Raw genomic sequence first — 24174 nt, forward strand, 5'->3', positions numbered from 1 at the left:
GAAGAACTCATAATTAGCTCACTTTTTCAGCGCCCTCGCATTCTTTAATTTGTTTTTAGCTGTTATTTGCAAAGCACTATCGGGATTTTCCTCTATAGCCAAACCAAAATCACCAGGTGTCATTCCTTTTTCAGACATAAGTTTAAAATCAAACATTAGATCTTCAGTAACATTAAGAATTTCCTCAAATTCATCTGCTTTTTTTTCTGTCATATAAATTCTACATAAATCCTCATATCCAGATCTATATCCAAACCATCTACCCATTTGCATAAGTGTATCATAAAATATTGTGTTTCTTAAGAAATAACTAACACTTAAACCTTCTAATGTATAACCTCTAGATAAACTAGCTCCTCCAATAACAATTACATTTGTAGCTTTATCTAAATAATTTAACTCTTTTTCACTCTTAGAATAAACTCCAACAACATTAATATTGATCTTGATTTCATTACCACTTCCAGTTGAACTATAATCACAGATTTCCTTAAGAATAATATCCCAAGTAAATTCTAGAAGATTAAATTTTTTATTATACACTTCTTTTAATTGTCGAATTTCTTCACTTTGTATCTCTGCACCATCTAATGGTAATTTTCCATAATCCACAATTTTAACAATCAAATTATACACATATTCATTTACATATTTTTCGATTTGCTTATGTACATCTGTAAAACGACTAGAATGAATCAACATACTATTATGCGTATTTCTATACCCGCGTAAATTTCTAACCGCAATATTTATAATAAAAACTTGAACTGCTTCCATCATTTTTTCAGGCAAAACCTTTACTTTAAAGTCAATCTTGTGATTCAAAGGTATTATCTCATTTTCTGAAATATAGGATACATTTCTTCTCATTTTTTCTTCAAAAACTCTTTTAGCTCCAAAATAATTTGAAGGAGAATTTAAAGCATATATAAAATCTTTAGGAAATAAATCACTCCCAATATCTTCCTTATAAGCCCTATGATCTATAAAAACATTAGCATAAGGAGTTGCTGTATAAGCAACATAAGCACTTTTTGAAAATAAACTTAAAATATGCCTTATCTTTTTATTAATTGAAGTAGGATCTTCTTCATTTTTTGTATTAATAGAACCATAATCTGCTTCGTCATCTATAACTAAAAGAGAATGTTTGGATATCCAAACGAAATCTGGACAATTAGTTAAGCAGCTTTATTACTATTTATTATTTGATTAAATTCGTTGATTGTCTGGTAGTTTAAGTAGGAGTGTCTGCGTCTTTTATTATACCACATTTCGATATATTCAAAGACTTTAGACTCCATTTTCTTTGTACTTAGTTGTAAATTTCCATAAACCATCTCCACTTTTAAGGATTTAAAGAAGCTTTCCGCTACGGCATTATCCCAACAATTTGCTTTTCTACTCATACTTCTAACAACCTTAAATGACTTCAGGTAGTTGGCAAATTTGTAGTTTGCATATTGTACTCCTTGGTCAGAATGGAAAATTAGTCCTTCTTCAAAAGCTCTGTTCTTTTTAGCCATTTTAAAGGCTGCTAAGGTGGTGTTTTCTGTTGACATATCTTTACTCAAACTCCATCCAATAACCTTTCTATCATATAAATCTATTATTGTAGTTAGGTAAATAAACCCTTCTTTAACAGCTATATAAGTAATGTCAGACACCCAGGCTTTCCCTGGTTCAGTTTGTTTAAATTGTCTATCTAAAATATTATCAACCACTAAATAATTGTGTTCAGAGTCTGTGGTTATTCTATATCGTCGAGCTACTTTACTACGTAATCCTAACTCTTTCATATACTTAGCAACGGTAGGTTTTGATATCTTATATCCTCGTGCATTGAGTTCTATTGTAAGACGAGGACTGCCATAACGCTGTTTAAATTCTAGATAAACTTCTGTAATAACACGTTTTAGATTTGCTTTGGCTTGTTGTCTTTTATTAACAGGAGACCGTTTCCAATGATAATAACCACTTCTACTTACCTCTAAAACCTTACACATAATCCCAATCGGAAATTCATGTTCATGATCAAATATGAACATGTAAATCATTTGCCGGTCTTTGAGAAAATGCCGATTGCTTTTTTTAATATTTCATGCTCTAATTCGACAGCTGCTAACTTCTTCTCTAACTCTTTAATTCTTGCTTGTTCTGGAGTAAGTTTTTGTTTCCCATTGCCTGGAAAACTAGCATCGCCTAACTCTTGAGCTTCTTTACACCATTTATACAATAATGTAGGTCTGATTCCAAGCTCACGAGCCAATTCTGATTTGTTTGTTCTTTCCTTAGCCAGTTCAACGGCTTGCTGCTTAAATGCAGCATCGTAGGCCTTTCTAATTCTTTTCATAATTCAAAGATAAGTTTTTATGCTTAACTTAATGTCCAGGCTAAGTTACCAAGTCCAGTTCCGTAACCANAGGCTAAGTTACCAAGTCCAGTTCCGTAACCACTTTTTTATATCTAGCTTTAATCCAAGATATTACATGTTCTAATGTTCTGTAATTCTTTTTAATTACCATAACAACTGGTACAGAAATAGTTTCAAAGCTAATACTCTGAATAGCATTATCTTTATCATTTATATTGAAATCTCTATCAGCTAATGTTAGACTATAAGGTGATTTATTCTGTTCATATCCTCTTAGACCAACTCCAACAAGATTATTATCAGTTCGTCCAACAAAACCTTCATTTATTCTAATCTGGGTTTGATTTCTAAGATTGTTCATTCCCCCTGTAATCACAATAATAAATTTATACCCTGCATCAGCTGCTTTACATAATAATCCTGTATAATTTCCAGTTTTTCCAGATTGTACATGGCCAACCACTAAACCTCTAATATTAAAGGTATCAATCAGAGGATTTTCAATCGAATCCATTATGATATCTGTATCTTCATCCATTCTTTGGACTACTTCTAAGGGTAATTTATCACTAATTTCTTCTCTATACCTATTCCAATAAAATAACTCATTTTCAGATTTAGCAGTATTTGACCACCATTGTCGATTGACACGATTATTCTGGTTGTCTTGGAGAAGTATTCCTGGTGACTGGTTAACTTTTAAGTCATCTTCCAATTCCTGTACCATTCTCAACCAATCCTTTTCATTCAATTTATCATTAGAAACTATTTTTTTTAGTTCTCTATAAAGTTCAAAAGATATTTTTTCAATAACTCTTTGAACTCTCAAAACTTCATCTTTAATATGTTTTTGAGATAATTCAGAATATTTCATTTGTCTTAAAATATCAAATATCTCTTTCTTAATTATTAAATAAGTTGATATATTATTCATTTAATATATTTTTTATCCCTTTAAAAATTTCCGTTTTTAAAAGATTGTTAATAAATTCTTGTGTTAAACCTTTTGCTTTTAATTTATTAGCAATTACCGTAATCTCTTCAGGCTTTAAAATGTTTTTTTGATCTATTTGAAAAGGATCTGTTTGCATCCTAGCCTGAATAGCATCTAACGGGAGATAGGTTTGAACTGCTTTTAGATAAAATAAAAAGCGTTCTTTTTGTGATTGGTCTAATGATTCAAAAAGCTCCGTAAACAAAGGATGTTCTTCATTTATGGAAAATCTAATTTTTTCATTCACTGGTATTATTTGCCAAAATCGAGTAATGGTTTTATCTTCTAATTTTCTTCCTCTAGATTTATATGTTCTTGAACCTTTTTCTAGGACAGGATTAATAATTCGTTTTAACTCATTTTTAATAACATCAGATGGTTTGGCTCTAGATTTTTTCACATCAATCCCCCAATGCTCATCCATTGAATTAGGTATTTCTATTTTAATTCTAATGAGTTTATGTCCGTCAGAAATTCTATGGAGTCCCCACCAAGTTCCATAAATTATAATTCTATGTTCCCTATATAAATAAAACCCTTGAGTCTTCAAATAACCCTCCTCTGTTCCATAAAGCTCATATTCATCTCTATTTAACTTAGAATGATGTGGCAAAATAAAGGGTTGAACAGTAAATGAATGTTCATTTATTTTTATTTTTTCTTCTGATAAATTTTGAGTTGCTAAATGATTTTCATTGAAAGGATTAAATGCTTTAATAGGATTGTTATTCAAACTTATTTCGACTTTTCTATTATATACACTTCCTTCAATAAACTTATGAAACACTAATGCTATATAATTTCTGACTTTAAATAATGCATTAGAAAAATCACTTCTTTCTATTTTATCGATTTCTTCCAATAAAACTAAAGTCCCCGCACTTTTATCTCTAATTTCATTGAAATATGCAACACTCTCAAGATCACTAATTGTCTTTAAAAGCCATTCTCCCTTATCAACAATAAAATCTAAATCCCATTGATAACCATTAATCTCTCCGTCTTTCTTACTTACAACAGTAAGTTTTTTACATTGAGAAAAGGAGGCTGTTTTTAACCCTAATCCAAACTTCCCTAAATCCTTAGAATCTCTTATATCATTAGGTCCTCTACTAGATAGTCGCATTGCCTCGATTAATTCTTCTTTATTCATTCCCCAACCATCATCTATAATAGCAATTATAGGTGTGGGGTTAACTAAAGCATATATTTCAATTTTCTTTGCATTTGCTGAAATAGAATTATCTATTATATCAGCAATGGCAATCTCTGGAGTATATCCAATTTCTCTAAATGAATTAATAAAATTATTTAAATTTGGGGATACTTCTATGAATAATTCATTCATAATTAACAATTAATATTTTAAAGCGACATCACTTATTTAAATAAATAAAATACAATACGCATAAGGAATTATAATTTTTTAAAACTATGATTTTAAATTATATAAAACAATACAGATACACTTTTAAAATAGCACTATTTCAAAAAACAAATAGCTAACTTTAGTATGTTGTTTGAATATTTAATTAGACATATCTTTTGTTAAAATTATTAGTTGAGTTTTTTATATAAAAATGAACTAATACAAAACACCTTTTTAGCAAAAAAAACAATGTTGAGCTCATATAATATTAAAACTTCCAAGCCATTTATTGAAAATACTATAAGCCAAAATCAAATAAAACAAGCCCTTGATTTTGCCTATAGCATGGTTTATGCTGATGGGCATCACAGAGCATACCGATCAGGGGGTAGTATAACCCGTAAAAAAGGTGAACAGTTCTGCAATACCTTTCAAGGGAAATTAGCAGAAATAGTCCTCTATGATTTTCTGCGTATAAACCATAGTGATATAAAGGTTAGTGAACCTGATTTCTCTATCATGGGTAAAGGCCTTTGGGACGATACTGATCTAAAAATAAATGACAAATTCAATATCAGTATTAAATCCATGGCTTTTTTTAGCAATCTGCTTTTACTAGAAACTAAAGATTGGGATCAACAAGGTGCTTACATCCCAAATCTCTCTACAGGTAATAATGCATTATATGATTATTTTATTATTGTCAGATTAAAAGAGGATATTAAACAATTATTTAAACATGAAAAACTGCTTTATAGTAATGAAAACTTAGATAAAAATAAAATTGAAAAAATTATTCTATCTAAGAACTGGTATTTTGATGTTCCTGGTTGTGCTAGCTTAAAGACCATAATTCATCTTATTGAAAATAAAAATATACTAGTAAAAGGTGCTATATTAAACAATAGAACACCAATGGACGCTGAAAACTACTTTTGTGAGGTTTCTAAATTACATCCTTTAGAAAAAATGATAGCGCAAATAAAAAAAGCCCCATAAATGCTTTACTTTATGGGACCTGTGTTTATTTCTTCTTTTTTATATTAACTTCTAAGACTTCTTTGATCTTACTGGCTAATCTTTCAATTATTGGAACACTAACTGAATTTCCAGCCTGTTTATATAACTGACCATTTGAAATCACAGGAAACTTATATGTTTTGGGAAAACCCTGGAAATTAAAACATTCTCTTGGGGTTAATTTTCTAAATCCTTCTTTAGTTTTTATAAGCGGTACATTGTGACCTCCTGTTCCCATATTTGCTGTTAAGGTAGGGCAAACATTAGATTTATTTTCTCTTACATACTGTCTTCTGAACTGATAAACAGTGTCATTTGATACCATAGTTTCTTTAAGCATATCGTACATATACTTATCTTCTCTATAGTAGTATTTTTCATCAACACTTTCCTTTTCTAACATGTCATGAATAGTCTTTGTCAATTCTTCCTCTTCAGGAAAAACAAACTGTTTTTCTGCATCAGGAAACAAAGATAAATCAAAAGCTACCATAAAAATACGTTCTCTATTATGAGGTATATTTCCATAACTCTTAGTATTTAATACTTGTGCTTGAAAAGAATAATTACGCTCTCTTAAAGAGTTTTCTATTACCTTGAAGGTATTTCCCTTATCATGGGTTTTTAAGTTCTTTACATTCTCTAAAAACACTACTTTTGGACGTATTGTATCAACAAACTCAAGTATTCTAAAAAAGTGATTTCCTCTATGATCATCAAATCCCTTTCTATAACCAGCCACAGAAAATGGTTGACATGGAAATCCAGCAGCTAGAACATCAATACTACTTAACTTTTTTAAATCAATTCCAAAAACATCTCCTTCTATTAAGTCATGTTTAAAGTTCTTTTTATATGTTGTACAAGCATTTTTATCAAACTCATTTGCCCAAGATATTGCATAACCACTGTTTATAAAACCTAAACAGATTCCACCAACACCAGCATACAAACTACCTACTGTCAATTTATTTTTCATCTTTAAAATCTCCATATGGTGCGAAATTAAAGTTATTTCAACTAATAACAAAGGCTTATTTTAAAACTAATAAGTTATAATTTTGCTAACTATAGTATGTAGAAATGTCTTTTTGTTTTTTATAGGTTTGCTAGTATGAACAATCAAATCTTAAATAATTTCGGTCTAATAATTCAACGAGAAAGAAAAAAACTTAAAATCTCTCAAGAAGAATTAGCATTTCGAGCTGGACTACATAGAACTTATATTGGAATGATAGAAAGAGGTGAAAAAAATATTACCTTAATTAACATCCATAAGTTAGCTAATGCTTTACAAATACCACTCTCTAAATTATTTGAAGAGAAAATCTAATATCATTGTCTTAGTAAACAATAAAAAGGGACTACTTCTACTTGTTTAGATTCTAAATCAATATCTAAATTATTAACATTAAAATAAAAATCATCCCAGTAGTTACAAGGTTCTATATCAATCACTAGATAATCAAACTTATCTAAATTCACACATCCTTTTTTAATTAATTGTTCTTTAGATAAAACTCTAAATCCAGTATCTTTTATCTTAAAAAGTAATGATGTGTTCTTTTCTCCTTTATGCTTAATTAATAAATACTTTGCATTTATAATCTCAGGTAATATAAGCAAGTTACCTTTAGAGTCGCTTGTTCTAAACTTATAAAGATTATTCTCTAAACACCATTGTAAATCTTGCTGATTTAAAACATTGCCCACAAGAACTGATGTATTAACAACATCTATTTTTTCTCTTTCTAATTCTTTGTTTAAAGATCTGAAATCTGAAGTGTAATCGATAATTTCTTCTTCCAAAATCGAAGCAGTAGACATGGCTATTCTTTCTCTGTGTGAAGTTCTATTTATAAGTTGCTTAATAACCTGATCTAAAAATACACCTAAGTTGGCTATACCAGTATCATACACAGATGGCGTTATAGAAAAGGCTCCTACACCAGGTAAAACTTCATGAAATCCAGTATAAAGTTTATCTTCACTTCCTGGATATAAAATATATGCTCCTGCTGTTCTTCTAATTGCATCTTTATAAGCATGCATCTTTAATAGATCTATATTTTTAAAAGTTCCTTTACGCTCTTCTAATTTTCTCTGATCTATTTCTTTATCGTCCTCAAAATCTTTATATTGTATTTTACTAATATCTATCTTATATTTAGCATCAAAATGAATATGTACCATTACATCTTGCTTCTCTGCTTCAGTTTCAGAAAATGAGCTAGGCCAAACACTTAAGGTGTAATCAGGTCTCAAGGTAGTTGTGATACTACCTGCTTTACCTAAATTATATTTATTTCCTCCATTAAATGTTCTATTATAACTAAACCTCATACAAAGCTTACGCGTTATAAAATCTGTTTCTCCAGTAATTACTAATTCTTTTCCTGATTTTAATTTCAATAACACATCATTATCCTGACTCTCAAAAAGATGATAAAGATTTGATGAACTATAATGTTCTAATCCAAATTTTTCTTTAATTAGATCATATAACTCAAAAAACAGCCAATACTCATATAGCACAGCAATATCACGTTTTCCAACATCATAAACATCATCTGCTCCTTCCCATACTAATTTTGATGCTAAATCAAACTGTAACCATCTATTGAGTACTTCTCTATAACCACTTCTCTTTTGTAATAAAGGACTGTTTAACTTGAGAGTTGTCGCAGGGGAAATTTGATCAAAAAAAGAATAAGATAAATAGCTGTTTAATTTCTCTACCAATTCCTTTGCTTCTAAAACAGCAAAACTATAAATTGAGTTTTGTCTAAAATTATCTAAGCAATTCTCTACAAAATTTAAAAAAACTTGCAATACATGTTTTATAAATCTATTTTCTGCTGTATCTAAACTTTCAACTCGTATTGTAGTTTGTATATGACTTGAAATACTAGATAAACCAACACTATTCAAATAATCAATACTTGAGGTATCTATTCTAGAACTACCTGAAATCAATTGCTTAACCACAGATCTATTAACACGCCTTATTTGAGAAGATTTAATTGTGTTTTCATTGTTGTCCCATTTTGTAGAAGGATTAGAAATTATTTGAATAATTGATTCTTCAAAATCAGGTCCATCTAAAAAAGACCTCACAAAACAAAAACGTTGATATAGTGTTTTACTATCTTCCGTATAATCTATCTGTACATTTTGATTAACAGCATTATTAATCTGCAACATCAAATCTGTGCATTTGTCAGTTATATCTTCTAACATTTGGCGATAATTCTTTCGGTAAGATTTATCTTCATCCATGTCAAATTTAGTAGCTAAAACCTCCAAAGACACGGTAGTTAAAACACATTCATTCTTGCTATTTACTATATCTAAAGATAAAGATCCTACATAAATATTAGGAACAATTCTTCCTCTATAGGGATAACGATTAGATGCCAAAACCACTCCTTCTACTCTTGCCTTTATTCCAAAGTATTTTGCATTTGTCCCTACTAACTTATATTCATAAGAATTCCCTTCAAATAATTGATAAATACTCTCTGCATAACTATTAGCCTCAGCTTCTGTAATTATTCGTAATTTAGATTTACCTTCACAAGTAATTTCCAGAAACATCTCTTCGCCTTCTACTAATAAGGGAATCTGCATTAAATCATTAAGCTTCTGCATAACTTGTAAAACCGTTATTTATAGCATTATAATACATACGTTTTAATTTCTCGAATGTTACTGGGTATTTTATATTCTCATTAGATATTAAAGCTATTTTATCAAATTTAAAATCTGTAATAGAATCATCTAAACACAATCCCATTAATGTTTCTAGAGGTTTAACAATCTTAGATCTTGAACCATGTAGTTTAGGTAATAATTTTTGCATTATAGCAAAATCAATTCTTTGATCAGTTGTTAAACTACTATCCACTTGATACAAAAACTTAAATAATAAATTAATTTCTAATGCAGATCGATATCCAAACTCAGCACCAATATTTTTTAATTCTTCAAAAAACTCAATTAAAACATTATTCAAATCCTTATCAACCAATACTTCTTTATCGTTTGACAGATCAATAAAACTTTCTCCCATAGTAACCCCATGTGATACTAAAGTTTCTAAATCAACTTCTTTTACATCATCTAAAAAATTAACAAGATCATCTTTACTTAACCTAAATTCAATTACATTGGCACGATCTAAAACTTTAGGACTAAACATATAAGTTGTTTCATCAATATTAACTGTTCCAATAATAAATAGGTTTTTAGGCCAATTAATTGTACTTGGTATATCTAGCTTAGAACTTGATTTTCTATCTACACCAGTATATAATTTAATCGAATCACTTGATTCCATCACACTTAAAAAATCAGCAAAATATCTCTCTACATGAGATAAATTCATCTCATCCAATACAATAAAATAAGGTTTGTCTTGATTCTCTTCTTTACATGCCTCTATGATTAACTCAAGTATACCACTATCTGGAGTAACGTATTGATTATTCTGTAACCCATCAGGATATCCTAATAAAGGTTCTCTGTTTATCCAGTCTGCACCAACAGGAATAATCTTATACTGCTTTTCTTCTTCACTGATCCACTGAATAAAAGATTGAGCTATTTTAGTTTTACCTGAACCAGCTAGACCTGTTAAAATCACAAAAGGTTTAGCCATTAAAGAGGCTACAAATCTTTTTACCAGATCCTTATCAAATTTTAAATTTGATTTTTCTAAATCATTATAATAAGTATTAAAATCAAACTTTGGAGACTTAACAGTAACCTTGTTTAATTTTATACTATCTATACTATATTTCTCTTTTAAAAATTTTATATAATTCTTAGGACCTAAAACAGCCGATGGAGCTCCTTTTGAAGTTGATCTATTAAAACTGTTCCAATCGGAATTTGCCTTATCTTTTATCAGAGCTAATTTATTTTCTATTTGCTCTTTTATATCTTCATCTAAATCAATATCAAATAATTCACCCCTAAAAAATAAATTATCAACAAAATTTAAATACTCATAGTTGACTAAACCTTCATAAGATATTAGGAAATTCTCTGGTTTGTTAAACCACACAACAAATTCATGTATTAAACCCTTTTCTGGTTCTAATTCAATAGAATCATAATTGATTAATTTCTCTAAGTTAAAACCTGAAGGGATCTTACCTATAAAACTATGTTCAAATCCAATATCATTAATAGCAGCTAGTACCTCAATTCCTTCTTGTTCACTTAATTTACGAATAGCCTGATTAGGTGCCTGCTTAGTCTCAGGACCAATACTTCCAACATTTTTAAGTGCAGGATAAGGGTAAAAATCATCTTTAGTAATGGATTCATCAAATAAATCTTCAACCTCAATATCTATAGAATATACTTTCTTATCTACATCATATGGAAGCTTAATTACCTTAGCAATAGCCCTAAGACCATTATCATAAGGTATTTTCTTCTTATTGTTATCTCCACTTACAATAATAAAAATAATATCATCTTTCTTTATTTCATCTTTATGCCATGTTAATCCAGGAATTGAAAGTAGAACTTCTTCTTCTAATAATTTCTTTATTGTATCTTGATCATTTGTTCTTATTGAAAAATAGCTCATTATAAGTCAGTTACGTTGTATAATATTAATTACAAAAAGTGCATTATTTATAATTACACTCCTTTCTCTAAATTTTTCAACTAAATTAATCAATTTTTAGCGGGAAGAACGTCTTTGGAAGTATAATGTACTCTTTATATCTATTTTAAAACCTACTTTTACATTTTCATTAATAATTTATCATGCCTGAAGATACAACTACTATAAAATCTGGTTGTAATGACAACCTTTTTAATACTTTCAACACAAAATACTTTGACGCAACGGATACTAACAAAGTAGATGCTGAATTAATAAAGACAAACTACGAACATATTATCCTGTAGGCTTCCCCATTTTAGGACACCTCTAAATTCGACAAATAATTCTTATTATGTTCAGATTTGATGAAGAATTTAAATTCTTCATCAAATCTGGGCTTATATTCTTTAGGAGATTTATTTCCTAATGCTTTATGAGGATGATTAAAATTATAATCCTCTCTCCATTTATCAGCCAATCTTTGTAACTGGTAGATATCATTGAAATAAAAAGCATCTAATATATCCTCTCTAAAAAATCGATTAAAACGTTCTATATATCCATTCTGTATTGGTTTACCAGGCTGGGTATATTTAATTTCTATAAAATTCTTCTTACACCAATTTACAAAGGTTTTAGAGATAAATTCAGGGCCATTATCACATCGAATGTACTTTGGAGTACCTATTTCTTGTTTTAGATTTTCTAATGTTTCTATTACCGACCTTGCAGGATAACTTAATCCAGCTTCAATGGCTATTGCTTCTCTATTACAGTCATCTAATACATTAAAAACTCGTACTTTTCTGCCATCTGTAAGTAAGTCACTCATAAAATCCATACTCCAACACTCATTGAGTACTTGTGATGTTTCTAAAGGCTGTTTAACTCTTGTTATTAAACGTTTCTTATGTTTTCTTCTTAGACTTAGTTTCATTAAGCGATAAACGCGTAGAACTCTTTTTCTGTTCCATATAAGTCCTTCTCTGCGTATCTTATGGTAGTACTCATCAAAACCGCGAGTAGGATATTGTTCTGCTAATTCACTTAGTTTATCAATAACCTCTGTATCATCTTTTTTACTTTGATAATACCACATTGATCGGCTTAATCCAACTAATAAACAAATACGAACGATCGATAACTTGTATTGCTCTAACAGATACTTTACCCTTTCTATTTTATCTGCTGAGCTTAGAACTTTTTTGACAGAATATCTTTGAGCATTTTATTGTCTAAACTAACATCAGCATACATCTGTTTGAGCTTGCGATTTTCTTCTTCAAGTTCTTTTAAGCGCTTCAACTCTTGTTTTTCCATTCCACCATACTTCTTTCTCCAATAGTAAAACGTACTCTTATCGATACCTAATTCTCGAGAGATTTCACTTACCGATCTTCCCTGTTCATTTTCTTTGAGAGCTTTAATGATTTGGTTCTCACTAAAATTACTTGTTTTCATAATTGACAATTTTGTTTAAAGTTAATAATTTCGAATTAACAACTGTCCGATTTTTAGGGAAGCCTACAAAATGGGGAAGCCTACACTAAAATACGTTTTAAATGTGCTAAACCTTAATTGAAATCAAAAATACTGAGTTTATATAAAAAGTAAGAGGGTGACCTTTTAGGACACCCTCATTTTTTATTCTATAGATACTCCGCTTCTATTTATATCAGAATACATATGTTTTTTATAATTTACCACCTATTTATTTAATATTTTTAAATCAATAGACAAATTATTTTTCTTTACATAGTATTTATAAGAATCTGAACTATAAACATTTATATCATCATGATTAGTAATAAAAGTGTTTTTATTAATATAATCTGAATCAGCAAAAATAATCTTTTCAAAATCAATGGACTGTATGATATTACAAGTAGCTTGATTAGCTTCCTTATGAATATCTATGATTTTATTAATATGTTTATTTTGTGTTATTTTTTCATAGGGATTTACAATCACTAAATAATCTCTTGCTCTACTAATTGCTACGTTGTATATAAAATCATTCGATAATAAAGATTTAACATGTGGACTTGCCAAATAGCTACTTGGATTACATATAAAAAATACTATATCACACTCATCACCTTGAAAACCGTGTATTGTATCTGAGTAAATTTTTAAATTATTTCTTAGATCCAACTCTCCAAATAGACGATTTGCTAAAACAGCTTGTGCTTTATAAGGTGAAATTACACCAATACTCCAAGTGTCTTCTCCTTCTAAATGTCTATTAAAATATTTTATAAATTCATAAACCAATAAAGCTGAATATAAATGATAAGAACTATAAATCAATTTATTAATACTATACAATTGGTTATCCTGTTCCAAAGGAACATTAAGAAAAGTTACTGCCTCATTTAATAGCTTTTGTACTTCAAATGGAAGTTTTCTTAGGGATAAACTATCTCTTTGAGATTCCACTTGATTTTCATATGCAAAATTGCTAAAAAGATTACCAATTTCTGGAACGGATCTGAACTGAGTTTTTAAATTATGAACTTTATCAATTTGTCTTACTTCTTTTCCTTGTAATATTGCATCAAAACTATTTAAACCCAACATAGAATATATATTCTCTGTATCTATTCCTATTTCCTCTCTTTCCTCATCTTTTAATTCAGGAACTGGTGGTATTTGTTTTGGGTCACCAGCAATTATTATTTTGCAATTATTGTTCTTTTGAAAACACATTAAACTACTAAAAGTAATATAGGGCAAATTAATCATTGATGCCTCATCTATTATAAGATAATCCCAAGACTCATAATTATATAAATAAAACTGCGAATGATCTGTATTTACTTTAAAATAAGAATGTCTATGTATTGTAGATATTAAGACATTCAACGAATCTAAAGTTATATTATCCAATTCATTGGTATAATGCTCTTCTGATAACTTAACTGAAGTCGGGCTAGATAATCTAAGAAAATTATAAAAATTATCTTCATACAGTTTTTCTGCTAAAACATCACATGCCTTGTTAGTAGGTGCTAAAACCAATATTTTAATATCCTTATTCTTACTTAAATCTACAATCCTATTCTTTAATGTAGTTGTTTTACCTGTACCTGGAGGGCCGTATATATATTCAATTGCCGGAAACTTATCATTAATATTCTCCCATTCTTCTAAATGTTCAAACGCATTAGTTAATCTACCTAATAAATCTATTGTAGGAAAGTATGAGATCTCCGCTATAAAGAAATCTTTAATAAGAGTTTCATCTAAGACCTCTCCTAATTGTATTAAAACCGTCTGATTTTTCTGGGAAATATTCTTAATTTCTAAAGACTGTTTTTGTTTACCCGCAATAATTCTTAACTTGACATTTCTTGATTCATCAATATTTTCAGGAATTATACTATTACATGCATAAAGTTTATAAAATTTAGGGGTTTTAGTCTCTTCTATTTTACTAAAACGTAGTATTTTAATCTCACTATTATTGCTCTTTTCAGTAACCGTGTTTAAAAATTCGAGGTACCCTTTAAACCAATTTGTTGAGTATTTTAAAGATTCATTTATTTTTCCTATTACTTCATCTCTATGGACCCTGCGTTCTTCCTTATCAATTTTAGTTTGAAAATATTCTTTTATCTCTTCAATTTCAGTATTCTCTAATAATTCAGAAAACGTTGCATTGCATGAATTGTATAATTCATGTAGTTGATTCAAACTATCAACTAAATATTTATCTGTATTCTCTGAATTATTATTACTTAAGGTAAAACACTCAATAACCGATTTTATTGATTTATTTGAGGTAAAATAAATATTTGTAATATCAACATTCTTAATTAATTCAGTTTTATCATTAAAAGACACTTTAGCTAAAAATATTTCTTTATCTTCAATATCAATTGAGACATTATAAGTAAGAGCCTCCCCTTTAAACAAGTAAAAATTTGAATTAGTTTTTTTCCATTCTTTATAATAGTATTCATCTAACTCAACTACTTCTTCATAAATAAGAGAATACTCTAAACACAATTGTTTTTTATCAGGAAACAAATACTCAACCTGTTTAATTGGTATATTGTAGAAAGAGAACAATCTTATAGAATTATCTAATGAAACTTGATTCAAAACACAATCAATTATATTGTAATCAAAATCATGTAAAACATTAGTATCTAAAATTTTACAATGTTCCCTATTTAAATATATCAAACAGAGATCATGTTTATTATTAAAATATTCAACAAACAATTTTACTACATAGTCTATTAAAACTGTATTGTTAAGAGGCAATGTAATCTCATATTTTAAGAAGAACTTTATAATCATATAAATATCTTTCTTCTTGAATAAATTAACATCTATATCAGAAAAATCAACTTTATTACTTAAAACTGCATTAATAAATCTTGTAGTTAAACTATCTTCAAATTTAAAATTTAAAAAATCTAAAAACTCTTTCTTTTTATCATTATTATCAATCCATTTATTAACCAAAGTAATAGTCTCATTATTGTATTCTAATTGGTTTAATATTACTTTTTGCTGAAGCTCTAACTCTAAGTAAGAATCTATTTTTTCAATATCAACATATCTATTCTCAGATAATGTTTTATTAAAAAGATCATATAAAAACTGTAATTTTTCACTAAGTATTAAATCAGTTTCTTTATTTAGAACATTATAATTACAATCTTTATCTAACTTAAAATATCTCAAATTAAGCTCTTTATGATCAACTATATCAATAAGTAATTGTGATTCATCTAAATATTTCGGGTGAAGGAATTCTTTTAAAACAAAAAAATCAGCATTTACATTTTCATATATAGCCATATTACTATTAATACTAATAGGCTTATTTTCAGCATTCAAAACATAAAAATCATTAAATTCTTCAAACTCAAACAATCCAGAAAAAACAATAAAATAAAATTGATAAATATTTACAATGTTATTTTCTTTATCAAGCGTTTTAAGAAACAATAATCTTAATTCATCATTACTAATCTTACCATCAAGAGCAAAAACTCTTTTAAAAAAAGTTGTATCAAATTCTTTCTTTACTAAGAACTTTTCATAAAAATCAAATACTATTTTCTCATTCGATGATTTAGGTATAATTTTAGCAAATTCAATATCTCTGTTGTTTAAGTTATATGTTAAAATGTCAGGTTTAACTTCACTTAAAAACATATTTACATCTCCATCTTTCAATATGATTTTTTTCTGTAAATCATTTTTATCAAGTTCCTGTAATAAGTTTAAAAAACGTAAGCAATGATAATTAAATCTAGTGTAATTATTTAAATCAAAAACTATTGAAGGCATTTTATCATAAATACTTTTTCTAGTATCAAAATCAAAAAGAGATGCTACTTCTAAAAGTTTTTCTAATCTATCAGTACTCGATGTAGAATAAAACTCATCTCTGTTAATAACTAAATTATATAATTCATACCCTTTAATTTTTAGTAATTCTTTATAGTCATTAAATTCAATAGGCAAGAGTTCTAAATCATCAGATAGAATATCTCTAACAATATTGATAATTTCTATATTTTCAGTAAAATACTGTTGTTTAGTGTTTGATTGTATACTATAATTTTCACCAATTTTTATAATTACATTATAATTGAAAAAATCTTTAAAAAAAACAGATGCTAGTTTTAGTATTTTTTCTACTTCAATAAATGGTAAAGATTCAATACATAAACTGGAATATTTCAAATTCGACTCATAGCCAAATGGTACATCGCTTTTAAAAATTTCAACAAATTTCTTATCAACCAGGTAAGATTTAAAATATTTTTCTAAATCATCTTGAAAAATTTTATAATCAAATTTCAGATCAATCTTATTGACTAATATATCTTTTGATTTTATGACTCTATTACCATAGATTAAAACTTCATGTTTAGATAACGGATTATTGTCTTTTTCCTTCCAATTAGAAAGATTATATGCCTCTGTTAATTCATTTATCACAGTAGTAACAGATATTTCTTGAGGATATTTAACTAAATATTCTAACAAATCTTGCCATTGTGGGTAATATAGTTTCTCATAAAAAGCATCATGATCAACTTTTAAATAATTATTCAACAAACTACTTTCTATACCTTCTAACTGTCCCTTATCAATTGAAAATAGCCCTTTCAAACCATCTGTTAAGTTCACCATTTTTCCAAGTGGTTGATACTTACCAAGATTATTTTTATATAACTTAAGTAACGAAAGCCTTTCACCTGGGGTCTCATCTAAAGTTCTAAATACTTCAAAAACTCTAAATTTTTCTTTATTTGAAAGAGTTTCCAACTTGTTATTTTGCAAACTTTCACTAAATAATATAGTTAATACTCTATAAGCAAATTGTTTAATTTCACTTTGTTGAAAATTATTTCTAAATACATTGATAAAAGCACTTAAATCATATTTAGACGTTTTAAATTCTAATTTTTTTAATATGTCTTTTATAGTGTATAAATTTTTATTTAATAAGAATATCGGATTATTTCCAATCTCCTCAATAGTTACATTTGTATCATCGTCTAATACTATCCATCTAACCTTAATTAAATTTTCTTTTTGATCTAAAGTAAGTGAACCATCAGCTATAAAATTCCTTTTACTTACAAGTTCATCATAAAACACTTGGTAGTTCTCTTCACTACTTTCTAACCAGGTATTTATTTTAATGTATGAATTTTTGATGCTCAGAATATCAAAAATATTATAATTTCGAATCTCAAGTTTTTTATATAGTTCATTAAAAAACTCTATTGAAATATCGTCCTTTCCAAATAAAAAATATTTATTATCACCTAAAATTTGAATATTAGTATCTATAAAGTAAACTGTCTCCTTACTTTGTGTAGCATTAAATAATGATTTTTCACCAGATGGATTTTTAACTGGTATTATTCTTTTCAATAACTCATTAAGAGGCTTTGTATAACTCTCCGTTATCCAAGTACTTTCTTTGATCTGCGTTTCACCTGAAGTTAAAAAAGCAAAATATAAATCTCTAAATCTTGATAAATCCGACGAAAACAAACTTGTTAATTCATTATACAATCGACCTATAATTTTACTAAATAATCTCTCATTTAACCCCTTACCTCCTCCTGATTGCAAAAAGACACGACTAGAGCCTTTATACAAAGCATTAGAATGAAGAATATAATTAAAATTATGCACTTCTTGACTTACGGGAAAAAATAAATAGAAACTTGGAGCTGCTTTAAAATAATTATCAATTTGATTCGATTCTTTAAAACCAAATAACACTTGGATATCACTCTCCGAATTTAGAATTTGTAAATCATTTTCAGAAAGTTCACTATAACTTTTACCAAATCGTACATAAGTGTAATCTTCAATATCTTTTTGCTCCTTTGTAATAACTAATTTGTGAAACTGTAATTCTGGATGATCAATTCGCTTACCATTAATAACTGCGCTATGTAATCCAGTACTTTTAGAAGTAGTCTCTTTCAATACTGCTAATGAAAATCTTACTCCCTCAATTAAATTTGGTTCATCTTTAATCTCTTTTAATTTTCCCTCTCCTAGCTTCATTAAAAATAAAGCCCCCTCTTCAAAATCATCTTTAATATGCTCTTTTACATCTTCTTGTTTTAGCCATTTAACTAAATACTCTAACTCAGATGAAGAAAAAGGTGAATGTTCTGCCAACTTTCCATCCCATATTAATGGTTTTTCATTCACAGCACAAGGAAAAGTAGTAAGTAATATTTTAAAAAGCCATGAATAATCATCATGTATCTCTATTTTTTCTTCAATTTTATCAATATCATAAGCTATATCAGTGACTTCAATAGATGATTCCAAAAAATTTATTTCATTATTCTTCCAACTATATAATATAGGTCCATTTAAATTATGGATTAATTCAGATGCTGCATTATCTTTACCTACAAGTCTATGCGCCAATTTAAAACCAATTCCAAATTGACCAATCTGCTCTGAATTATTAGTTTTGGTAGAAGATCCAATATTTAAAATAGACCGAATGCTAGAAGAAGAAAACATTTCCCCATTATTTATAACCAGTAAGTAATCCTCTTTAGTTATGTCATCAGTCTTAAAAAACATCAAAAATCTTGATCCTCCAGCATCAACTGCATTTTGGAGAAACTCATATATAGCTTGACCATCACGAGCCATATCTAAAAAAGATTTCAACTTATTTTCTACTCCATTTTGAGCAGATCCATTTCCATCTGTATCACCAAAATATAAATCAAACCAACCTTTTCTTCTTTCATTAGCTTGTTGATCAATATAAAAATTGCCTATAAAATTTTCATCTCTATCTGGATTTTTACGAATTTCTTCTTTAAAAATTTTACGATATTGCTGTATATTTTTTATTTTCATCATAAATATTGTCTTAATTGAGCTTAATACTCTAAATACCTCCTTAAAGTTACTGCAACTAAAATTAGATAATATAATTTACAACTAATTATTTTTCTAATCTTAATCTCTTGATTCTTTAAGCTTTATTATAATTTTGCTCTTATTAGATTCATCATTAAGGTTACTCTACAAAACTAACAATGAACGTAATAACTTTAATATTTGCTCATATAAAGCTACGTCTTTATCAGATATTGTAAGTTTAGATAATTTTCTCTCTATTTTATCTATCTTTTTAATCCATTTGGTTTGTTTGTTTTTCTTCTTGTTTTTACTTTTAGATACTGAAATTACATTTTCGAGTTTCTTCATCTCTATACCAATACTCTTTTCCTCTGTAATAGCGTACTCCTCTGTTTGTTTTACTGAATAATGCCCTAATAACTCTTTTACTATATGAATTGGAACTCCATTAGCTAGAGTTATAGTACTAGCAAACGTTCTTCTAGCCATATGGGTATTTAACTCGTTATTAATACCACAGATAGAACCTATTTCTTTTAAGGCTACATTCATTTTCTGATTACTTTTCACAGGAAGAACACTTCTTTGAAAATCTATTGATGTCTTGTATTTATTAATAATTTCAATAGCTCTAGGTAAAAGAGGAATATTTAAAATAGAGTTTGTTTTATGCCTATTTATCCTAATCCATAAAGTGTTATCCAGTTCTACATGAATATCGCAATTCTTTAATTTAAACACATCTATATAGGCTAATCCAGTGTAACACTGAAAAATAAATATATCTCTTACTTCTTCAAGCCTTTTGGTAGGAAATACCGTTTGTTCAAGATTCTGAAGTTCTGAATTAGTTAAGGGGCGTTTGTTTAACTTCTCTTTTCTTGGTTTGTAATATGTAAAAGGATCTTTTGATATAATCCCTTTTGCTAATGCACGAAGGACAATCTTTTTAAAATTACCAATATATTTTATAGCTGTATTCTTATTACATCCACGTATATTTTTTAAATACTGCTCATAGCCAATAATGAAGTTGTAATCTAAATCTCTAAAGTTTAAATCTGGCTTCTTGTATTCTTTGAGTATAAATTCTCTAATGTGAGACATAGCCGTGACATAACGTTCATATGTTCCTATAGCATACTCTTTTGGTACAAGTTTAAATACCTGTTCATTATGCTCTTGGAACTCTTGAAGTACAGTAGCTATTCGAATATCATATCCCTTTATAAAATCAACAAAAATCTTAGGAGTAATCCTAATGTCAGAACTTATTAAATCCGCTCTATAATTAGTTATATTAGAAATTATACTTTCTAAAAAGAAATTAAGTGTTCTTGTTTCTTCACTGTTTCCAGTTGCTCTACCAAGTTTTTGATCCCATAGCTTAGCTTTACATTTTCTATTTAAAGAAATCTCCCTTCTTACTCCATCAATTGTAATTCTAAGATATAAACACCTGTAGTCTTCTTCTGTGATTTTTCGGGGTGTTTTTAAAAAAAAAATTAATCGAAAGCCTCTCTCCTATCATAATATATCATTATGTTTTTATTATACAATACTTGTTATTGGGAGACCTTCACTTCTTAGAGTGAACAGCCCGCAAAATAGAAAAAATAGTTTAGATAACATATATTTATATACTATGCATAGCAACAAATTTCTCAAACTCTTGGTTTGTATTTCGCATAACTGAACCATGACCAAAGCAGATGATACAAGGATGCAAATTCGCTAACTTTTGAAGAGATTGAATATTCTGATACTGATCTTGGGTAAATACATTTGGAGGAAGGTGTAGACCGCTTATTGTAGTGAGTAAATTCATATTAGTAGCTGCATCTCCTATTATCAAAACACCATCACGCTCGCGAAATAAAGAGATATGACCATCTGAATGCCCAGGAGTCTCGATTACTTTAAAATTACCAATCATATCGTTCTCAACTATTGTATTATGAACTTTATGCCCCTGTCCTGCCCAATACTTCTGTTGAAGTTTTGCTACCCAATTTTTGGGATTAGGATAATTGGTAGTAACCATCCCTGTTTCTGTTCTAATGACTTCATTAGGATGACAGATTAAGGGAATAGAAAACTCTGTACAGATTAGATCACTACATCCTTGGTGGTCTGCATGAGCATGAGTGAGTACATGCTGATGGACTGGGATTTGTTGAAGGACTTTTCTTATAGTACCGTAAGAGCTTCGTATTCCTGAATCTACTAATACTCCTTCTATAATATAACAATTAATACTATTTCTTGGCATTAAATAAATTTGGAATACGTCCTGAGCTATTTGATTTAACATATTTTTTTTATTCAAAACTACATTACTCATCTTAAGCTTGATGTAGACATTTGTCCTATAATGTATTCTTGTGTATTTGTCCTTTAGCTCGTGTAAGTGATCGTTGAGTAATCCCTAAATACGAGGCCAAATCTTGAGTTGTGATACGTTTAATTAGTATAGGTTCATTTACCTGCATATAGCTATACTTATCTAAAGCAGACTTATTATTGTAATTAAGTAAATAACGCTCCTTTTGATTGTATTCTTTCTCTATAATAAACTTTAGGACTTCGTTGCAAGCAGGTACTTTATCAAGTAAATACAAATAGTCTAGATGACTAATTCTATAGATTACGCAATCTTCTATCGCTTTAAAATTCTTTTTAGAGTTACCCTGAGATACAAACTCCGAAAATGAAGTCGCAAACTCATTTTCAAACTTAAAACAAGTTATATTTTCTTTATCATCTTTATCAGTACTATAGGCTTTAACAGCACCTTGTGCAATAAATCCTATATATTGACAAACCTTATTTTCCTGAATAAATAAATCACCTTTTTTCAAATAAAGAGGTTCGAAAACTTGCAAAGAAAGATTTACATCCTCAACTAATAATCCACTTATTGAAAGTAGATATTTCTCCATTTTATCCATTATTAATAATTGCTTGGTGGTAACTTCTAAACTGACTATCTTCTTATTATTCTAGGGGCATTCTTTAGAAAAAAAGTAAATACAAACTTAATCTACTTTACATAATAGAACATAAAAAAATAACAATACTTTATCTTTAACTCATAAAACAACACCTATCAAGTACAAAAAAACTATTCAGACAACTATACCCGATAGGGTGTTTTTTAATTTATTTCAGTATCCTTATACCTGAAAAGGTATAAATATGGGTTCACTACAATTATTTGTAAAGCGAAAAGAACTAAAGCACACACAGTAAGATTTAACATCAGATACTTGTATAAACTTACGTTTTGTACAGAAGATTTAGAACAAAGCAAGAAAACACTTCGTTAAAACAAAATAAACGATGTGATAGCTTTGTTTTGAAAAAGAGGATGAGGCTAATAATAAAACTAAAGAATAATAAAAATACAATTTAAAAATCAATTAGTTACTTGTCCTATGCAATACAATAACTACTTAATTAATTTACTATTACTAAAAAACAGGTTGAATTAAATAATTCTAAGTCTTCTAAATAAAATTTTTTGAATTGAAAATAAAAAAATTGTAGAAAAAGGACATTAAAAGAGAATTAGAGATTTATTTTATGGATGAGTACTAATCTATTTTTAATTGCAATTTAGTACTAACTATAAACTTAGAAATACAGAATATGTTGTAAAAACCACTTCTCTTTTTATTGAGAATTATTCAACAAAAACAACAATACTTTCTCTTTAATCTGTTAAAAAAACATAGTTGATTTTCGTTTGAATTATTTTGAAAAAAAGTGTTGTACAAACAATACACAAATAGAGCTAACCCCCTATGAATGCTAGGATGTAAATTATTGTATCGGTAAATAACCTTTAAACATTTTATCTGTAAGCTTCTCTAAAAAGAAGAAACCTACAACAACACCCTCTGTATATAACACAAAAGCGCTGCAGTCATACTACAGCGCTTTTGTGTTATTGAATAAATCTACTCCCTTTTTTATTACGGAGTTCTGTTTTTCTGTGCATAGTCTATTGCCCAATGTGTATATTCCGATGAAAGTGCACCATAAGTGGTATGCTTTGCCCGAAAGTGGTGCAGTATTGGGTGGAATATCCAGCCCAATGTATTACATTCATAAAATAGTATGAATTATATGGATATTCCGGTCTAAACTGAACAGGTAATTCCGGTGCAAACTGAACAGGTAATTCCGGTCTAAACTGGACAGGTGATTCCGGTGCAAACTGGACAGGTAATTCCGGTGCAAACTGAACAGTTCTGAGCTTAGTTTTTTTAGTGTAAATTGTGATTAAAAAATCACAAAATTATGACTAATAAACCTATCTCAACGACCATGATAAAAAGTATCACTTAGATTCAACAAATAAATACAACAGCATTTAAAAGAACAGCGGGGAACATTTGCCC

General features: G+C 28.5%; 17 protein-coding genes. 3 read left to right on the forward strand and 14 right to left on the reverse strand.

Annotation, left to right across the window (positions count from 1 at the left end; genetic code table 11):
- Positions 1-18: 18 nt before the first annotated feature.
- From GJV77_RS13045 to GJV77_RS13060, 5 genes are all read right to left on the reverse strand, one after another.
- Positions 19-870: a Z1 domain-containing protein gene (locus tag GJV77_RS13045; RefSeq protein WP_240142876.1), complete on the reverse strand. Its 852-nt coding sequence runs from the start codon at positions 868-870 to the stop codon at positions 19-21.
- Positions 871-1181: 311 nt separating this feature from the next.
- Positions 1182-2057 (reverse strand): IS3 family transposase, encoded by an 876-nt coding sequence (locus GJV77_RS13050; protein ID WP_240142877.1) that lies wholly within the window; start codon positions 2055-2057, stop codon positions 1182-1184.
- Positions 2054-2353 carry a transposase gene (locus GJV77_RS14975; protein WP_240142878.1) on the reverse strand — a complete coding sequence of 100 codons (300 nt, stop codon included), beginning with the start codon at positions 2351-2353 and terminating at the stop codon, positions 2054-2056. Before GJV77_RS14975 ends, GJV77_RS13050 begins: the two co-directional genes overlap by 4 nt.
- A gap of 73 nt (positions 2354-2426) precedes the next feature.
- Positions 2427-3308 carry a hypothetical protein gene (locus GJV77_RS13055; protein ID WP_155036788.1) on the reverse strand — a complete coding sequence of 294 codons (882 nt, stop codon included), beginning with the start codon at positions 3306-3308 and terminating at the stop codon, positions 2427-2429.
- Positions 3301-4716 carry an ATP-binding protein gene (locus GJV77_RS13060; RefSeq protein ID WP_155036789.1) on the reverse strand — a complete coding sequence of 472 codons (1416 nt, stop codon included), beginning with the start codon at positions 4714-4716 and terminating at the stop codon, positions 3301-3303. The genes GJV77_RS13055 and GJV77_RS13060 overlap by 8 nt, the downstream gene beginning before the upstream one ends.
- 213 nt (positions 4717-4929) lie before the next feature.
- Between GJV77_RS13060 and GJV77_RS13065 the strand changes: the two genes are divergently transcribed.
- Positions 4930-5736, forward strand: a complete 807-nt coding sequence (locus GJV77_RS13065; RefSeq protein ID WP_155036790.1) for a hypothetical protein — start codon at positions 4930-4932, stop codon at positions 5734-5736.
- A gap of 25 nt (positions 5737-5761) precedes the next feature.
- Here the strand turns inward: GJV77_RS13065 and dcm are convergent, their stop codons facing one another.
- On the reverse strand, positions 5762-6736 hold the full coding sequence (gene dcm, locus GJV77_RS13070) for a DNA (cytosine-5-)-methyltransferase (RefSeq protein WP_240142879.1): 975 nt from the start codon (positions 6734-6736) through the stop codon (positions 5762-5764).
- A 135-nt stretch (positions 6737-6871) separates the two neighbouring features.
- Between dcm and GJV77_RS13075 the strand changes: the two genes are divergently transcribed.
- Positions 6872-7090, forward strand: coding sequence for a helix-turn-helix domain-containing protein (locus GJV77_RS13075; RefSeq protein ID WP_155036792.1), 219 nt, complete (start codon positions 6872-6874; stop codon positions 7088-7090).
- 2 nt (positions 7091-7092) lie between these two features.
- Here the strand turns inward: GJV77_RS13075 and GJV77_RS13080 are convergent, their stop codons facing one another.
- Positions 7093-9408, reverse strand: a complete 2316-nt coding sequence (locus GJV77_RS13080; RefSeq protein WP_155036793.1) for a DUF2357 domain-containing protein — start codon at positions 9406-9408, stop codon at positions 7093-7095.
- The gene (locus GJV77_RS13085; protein WP_155036794.1) at positions 9395-11359 is read right to left on the reverse strand and encodes an McrB family protein; all 1965 of its coding nucleotides are present in this window, start codon (positions 11357-11359) and stop codon (positions 9395-9397) included. The genes GJV77_RS13080 and GJV77_RS13085 overlap by 14 nt, the downstream gene beginning before the upstream one ends.
- Positions 11360-11541: 182 nt before the next feature.
- On the opposite strand from GJV77_RS13085, the gene GJV77_RS13090 reads away from it, so the two are divergent.
- Positions 11542-11685: a hypothetical protein gene (locus tag GJV77_RS13090; RefSeq protein ID WP_155036795.1), complete on the forward strand. Its 144-nt coding sequence runs from the start codon at positions 11542-11544 to the stop codon at positions 11683-11685.
- An 11-nt stretch (positions 11686-11696) separates the two neighbouring features.
- Here the strand turns inward: GJV77_RS13090 and GJV77_RS13095 are convergent, their stop codons facing one another.
- The 6 genes from GJV77_RS13095 to GJV77_RS13115 form a co-directional block, all read right to left on the reverse strand.
- Positions 11697-12560 (reverse strand): IS3 family transposase, encoded by an 864-nt coding sequence (locus GJV77_RS13095; protein ID WP_317162555.1) that lies wholly within the window; start codon positions 12558-12560, stop codon positions 11697-11699.
- Positions 12561-12574: 14 nt separating this feature from the next.
- Positions 12575-12841 carry a transposase gene (locus tag GJV77_RS14845; RefSeq protein WP_205012531.1) on the reverse strand — a complete coding sequence of 89 codons (267 nt, stop codon included), beginning with the start codon at positions 12839-12841 and terminating at the stop codon, positions 12575-12577.
- 246 nt (positions 12842-13087) lie between these two features.
- Positions 13088-19765, reverse strand: a complete 6678-nt coding sequence (locus GJV77_RS13100) for an AAA domain-containing protein (RefSeq protein ID WP_155036796.1) — start codon at positions 19763-19765, stop codon at positions 13088-13090.
- A 165-nt stretch (positions 19766-19930) separates the two neighbouring features.
- Complete coding sequence (locus GJV77_RS13105; protein ID WP_317162556.1) at positions 19931-21274, reverse strand: site-specific integrase; 1344 nt, start codon at positions 21272-21274, stop codon at positions 19931-19933.
- A gap of 130 nt (positions 21275-21404) precedes the next feature.
- Positions 21405-22082, reverse strand: coding sequence for an MBL fold metallo-hydrolase (locus tag GJV77_RS13110; protein ID WP_155036797.1), 678 nt, complete (start codon positions 22080-22082; stop codon positions 21405-21407).
- A gap of 55 nt (positions 22083-22137) precedes the next feature.
- Positions 22138-22710 (reverse strand): Crp/Fnr family transcriptional regulator, encoded by a 573-nt coding sequence (locus GJV77_RS13115; protein WP_240142880.1) that lies wholly within the window; start codon positions 22708-22710, stop codon positions 22138-22140.
- Between the last annotated feature and the right edge of the window lie 1464 nt (positions 22711-24174).

Origin of the sequence: Myroides pelagicus, from assembly GCF_009711055.1 — a bacterium.
GTDB lineage: Bacteria > Bacteroidota > Bacteroidia > Flavobacteriales > Flavobacteriaceae > Flavobacterium > Flavobacterium pelagicum.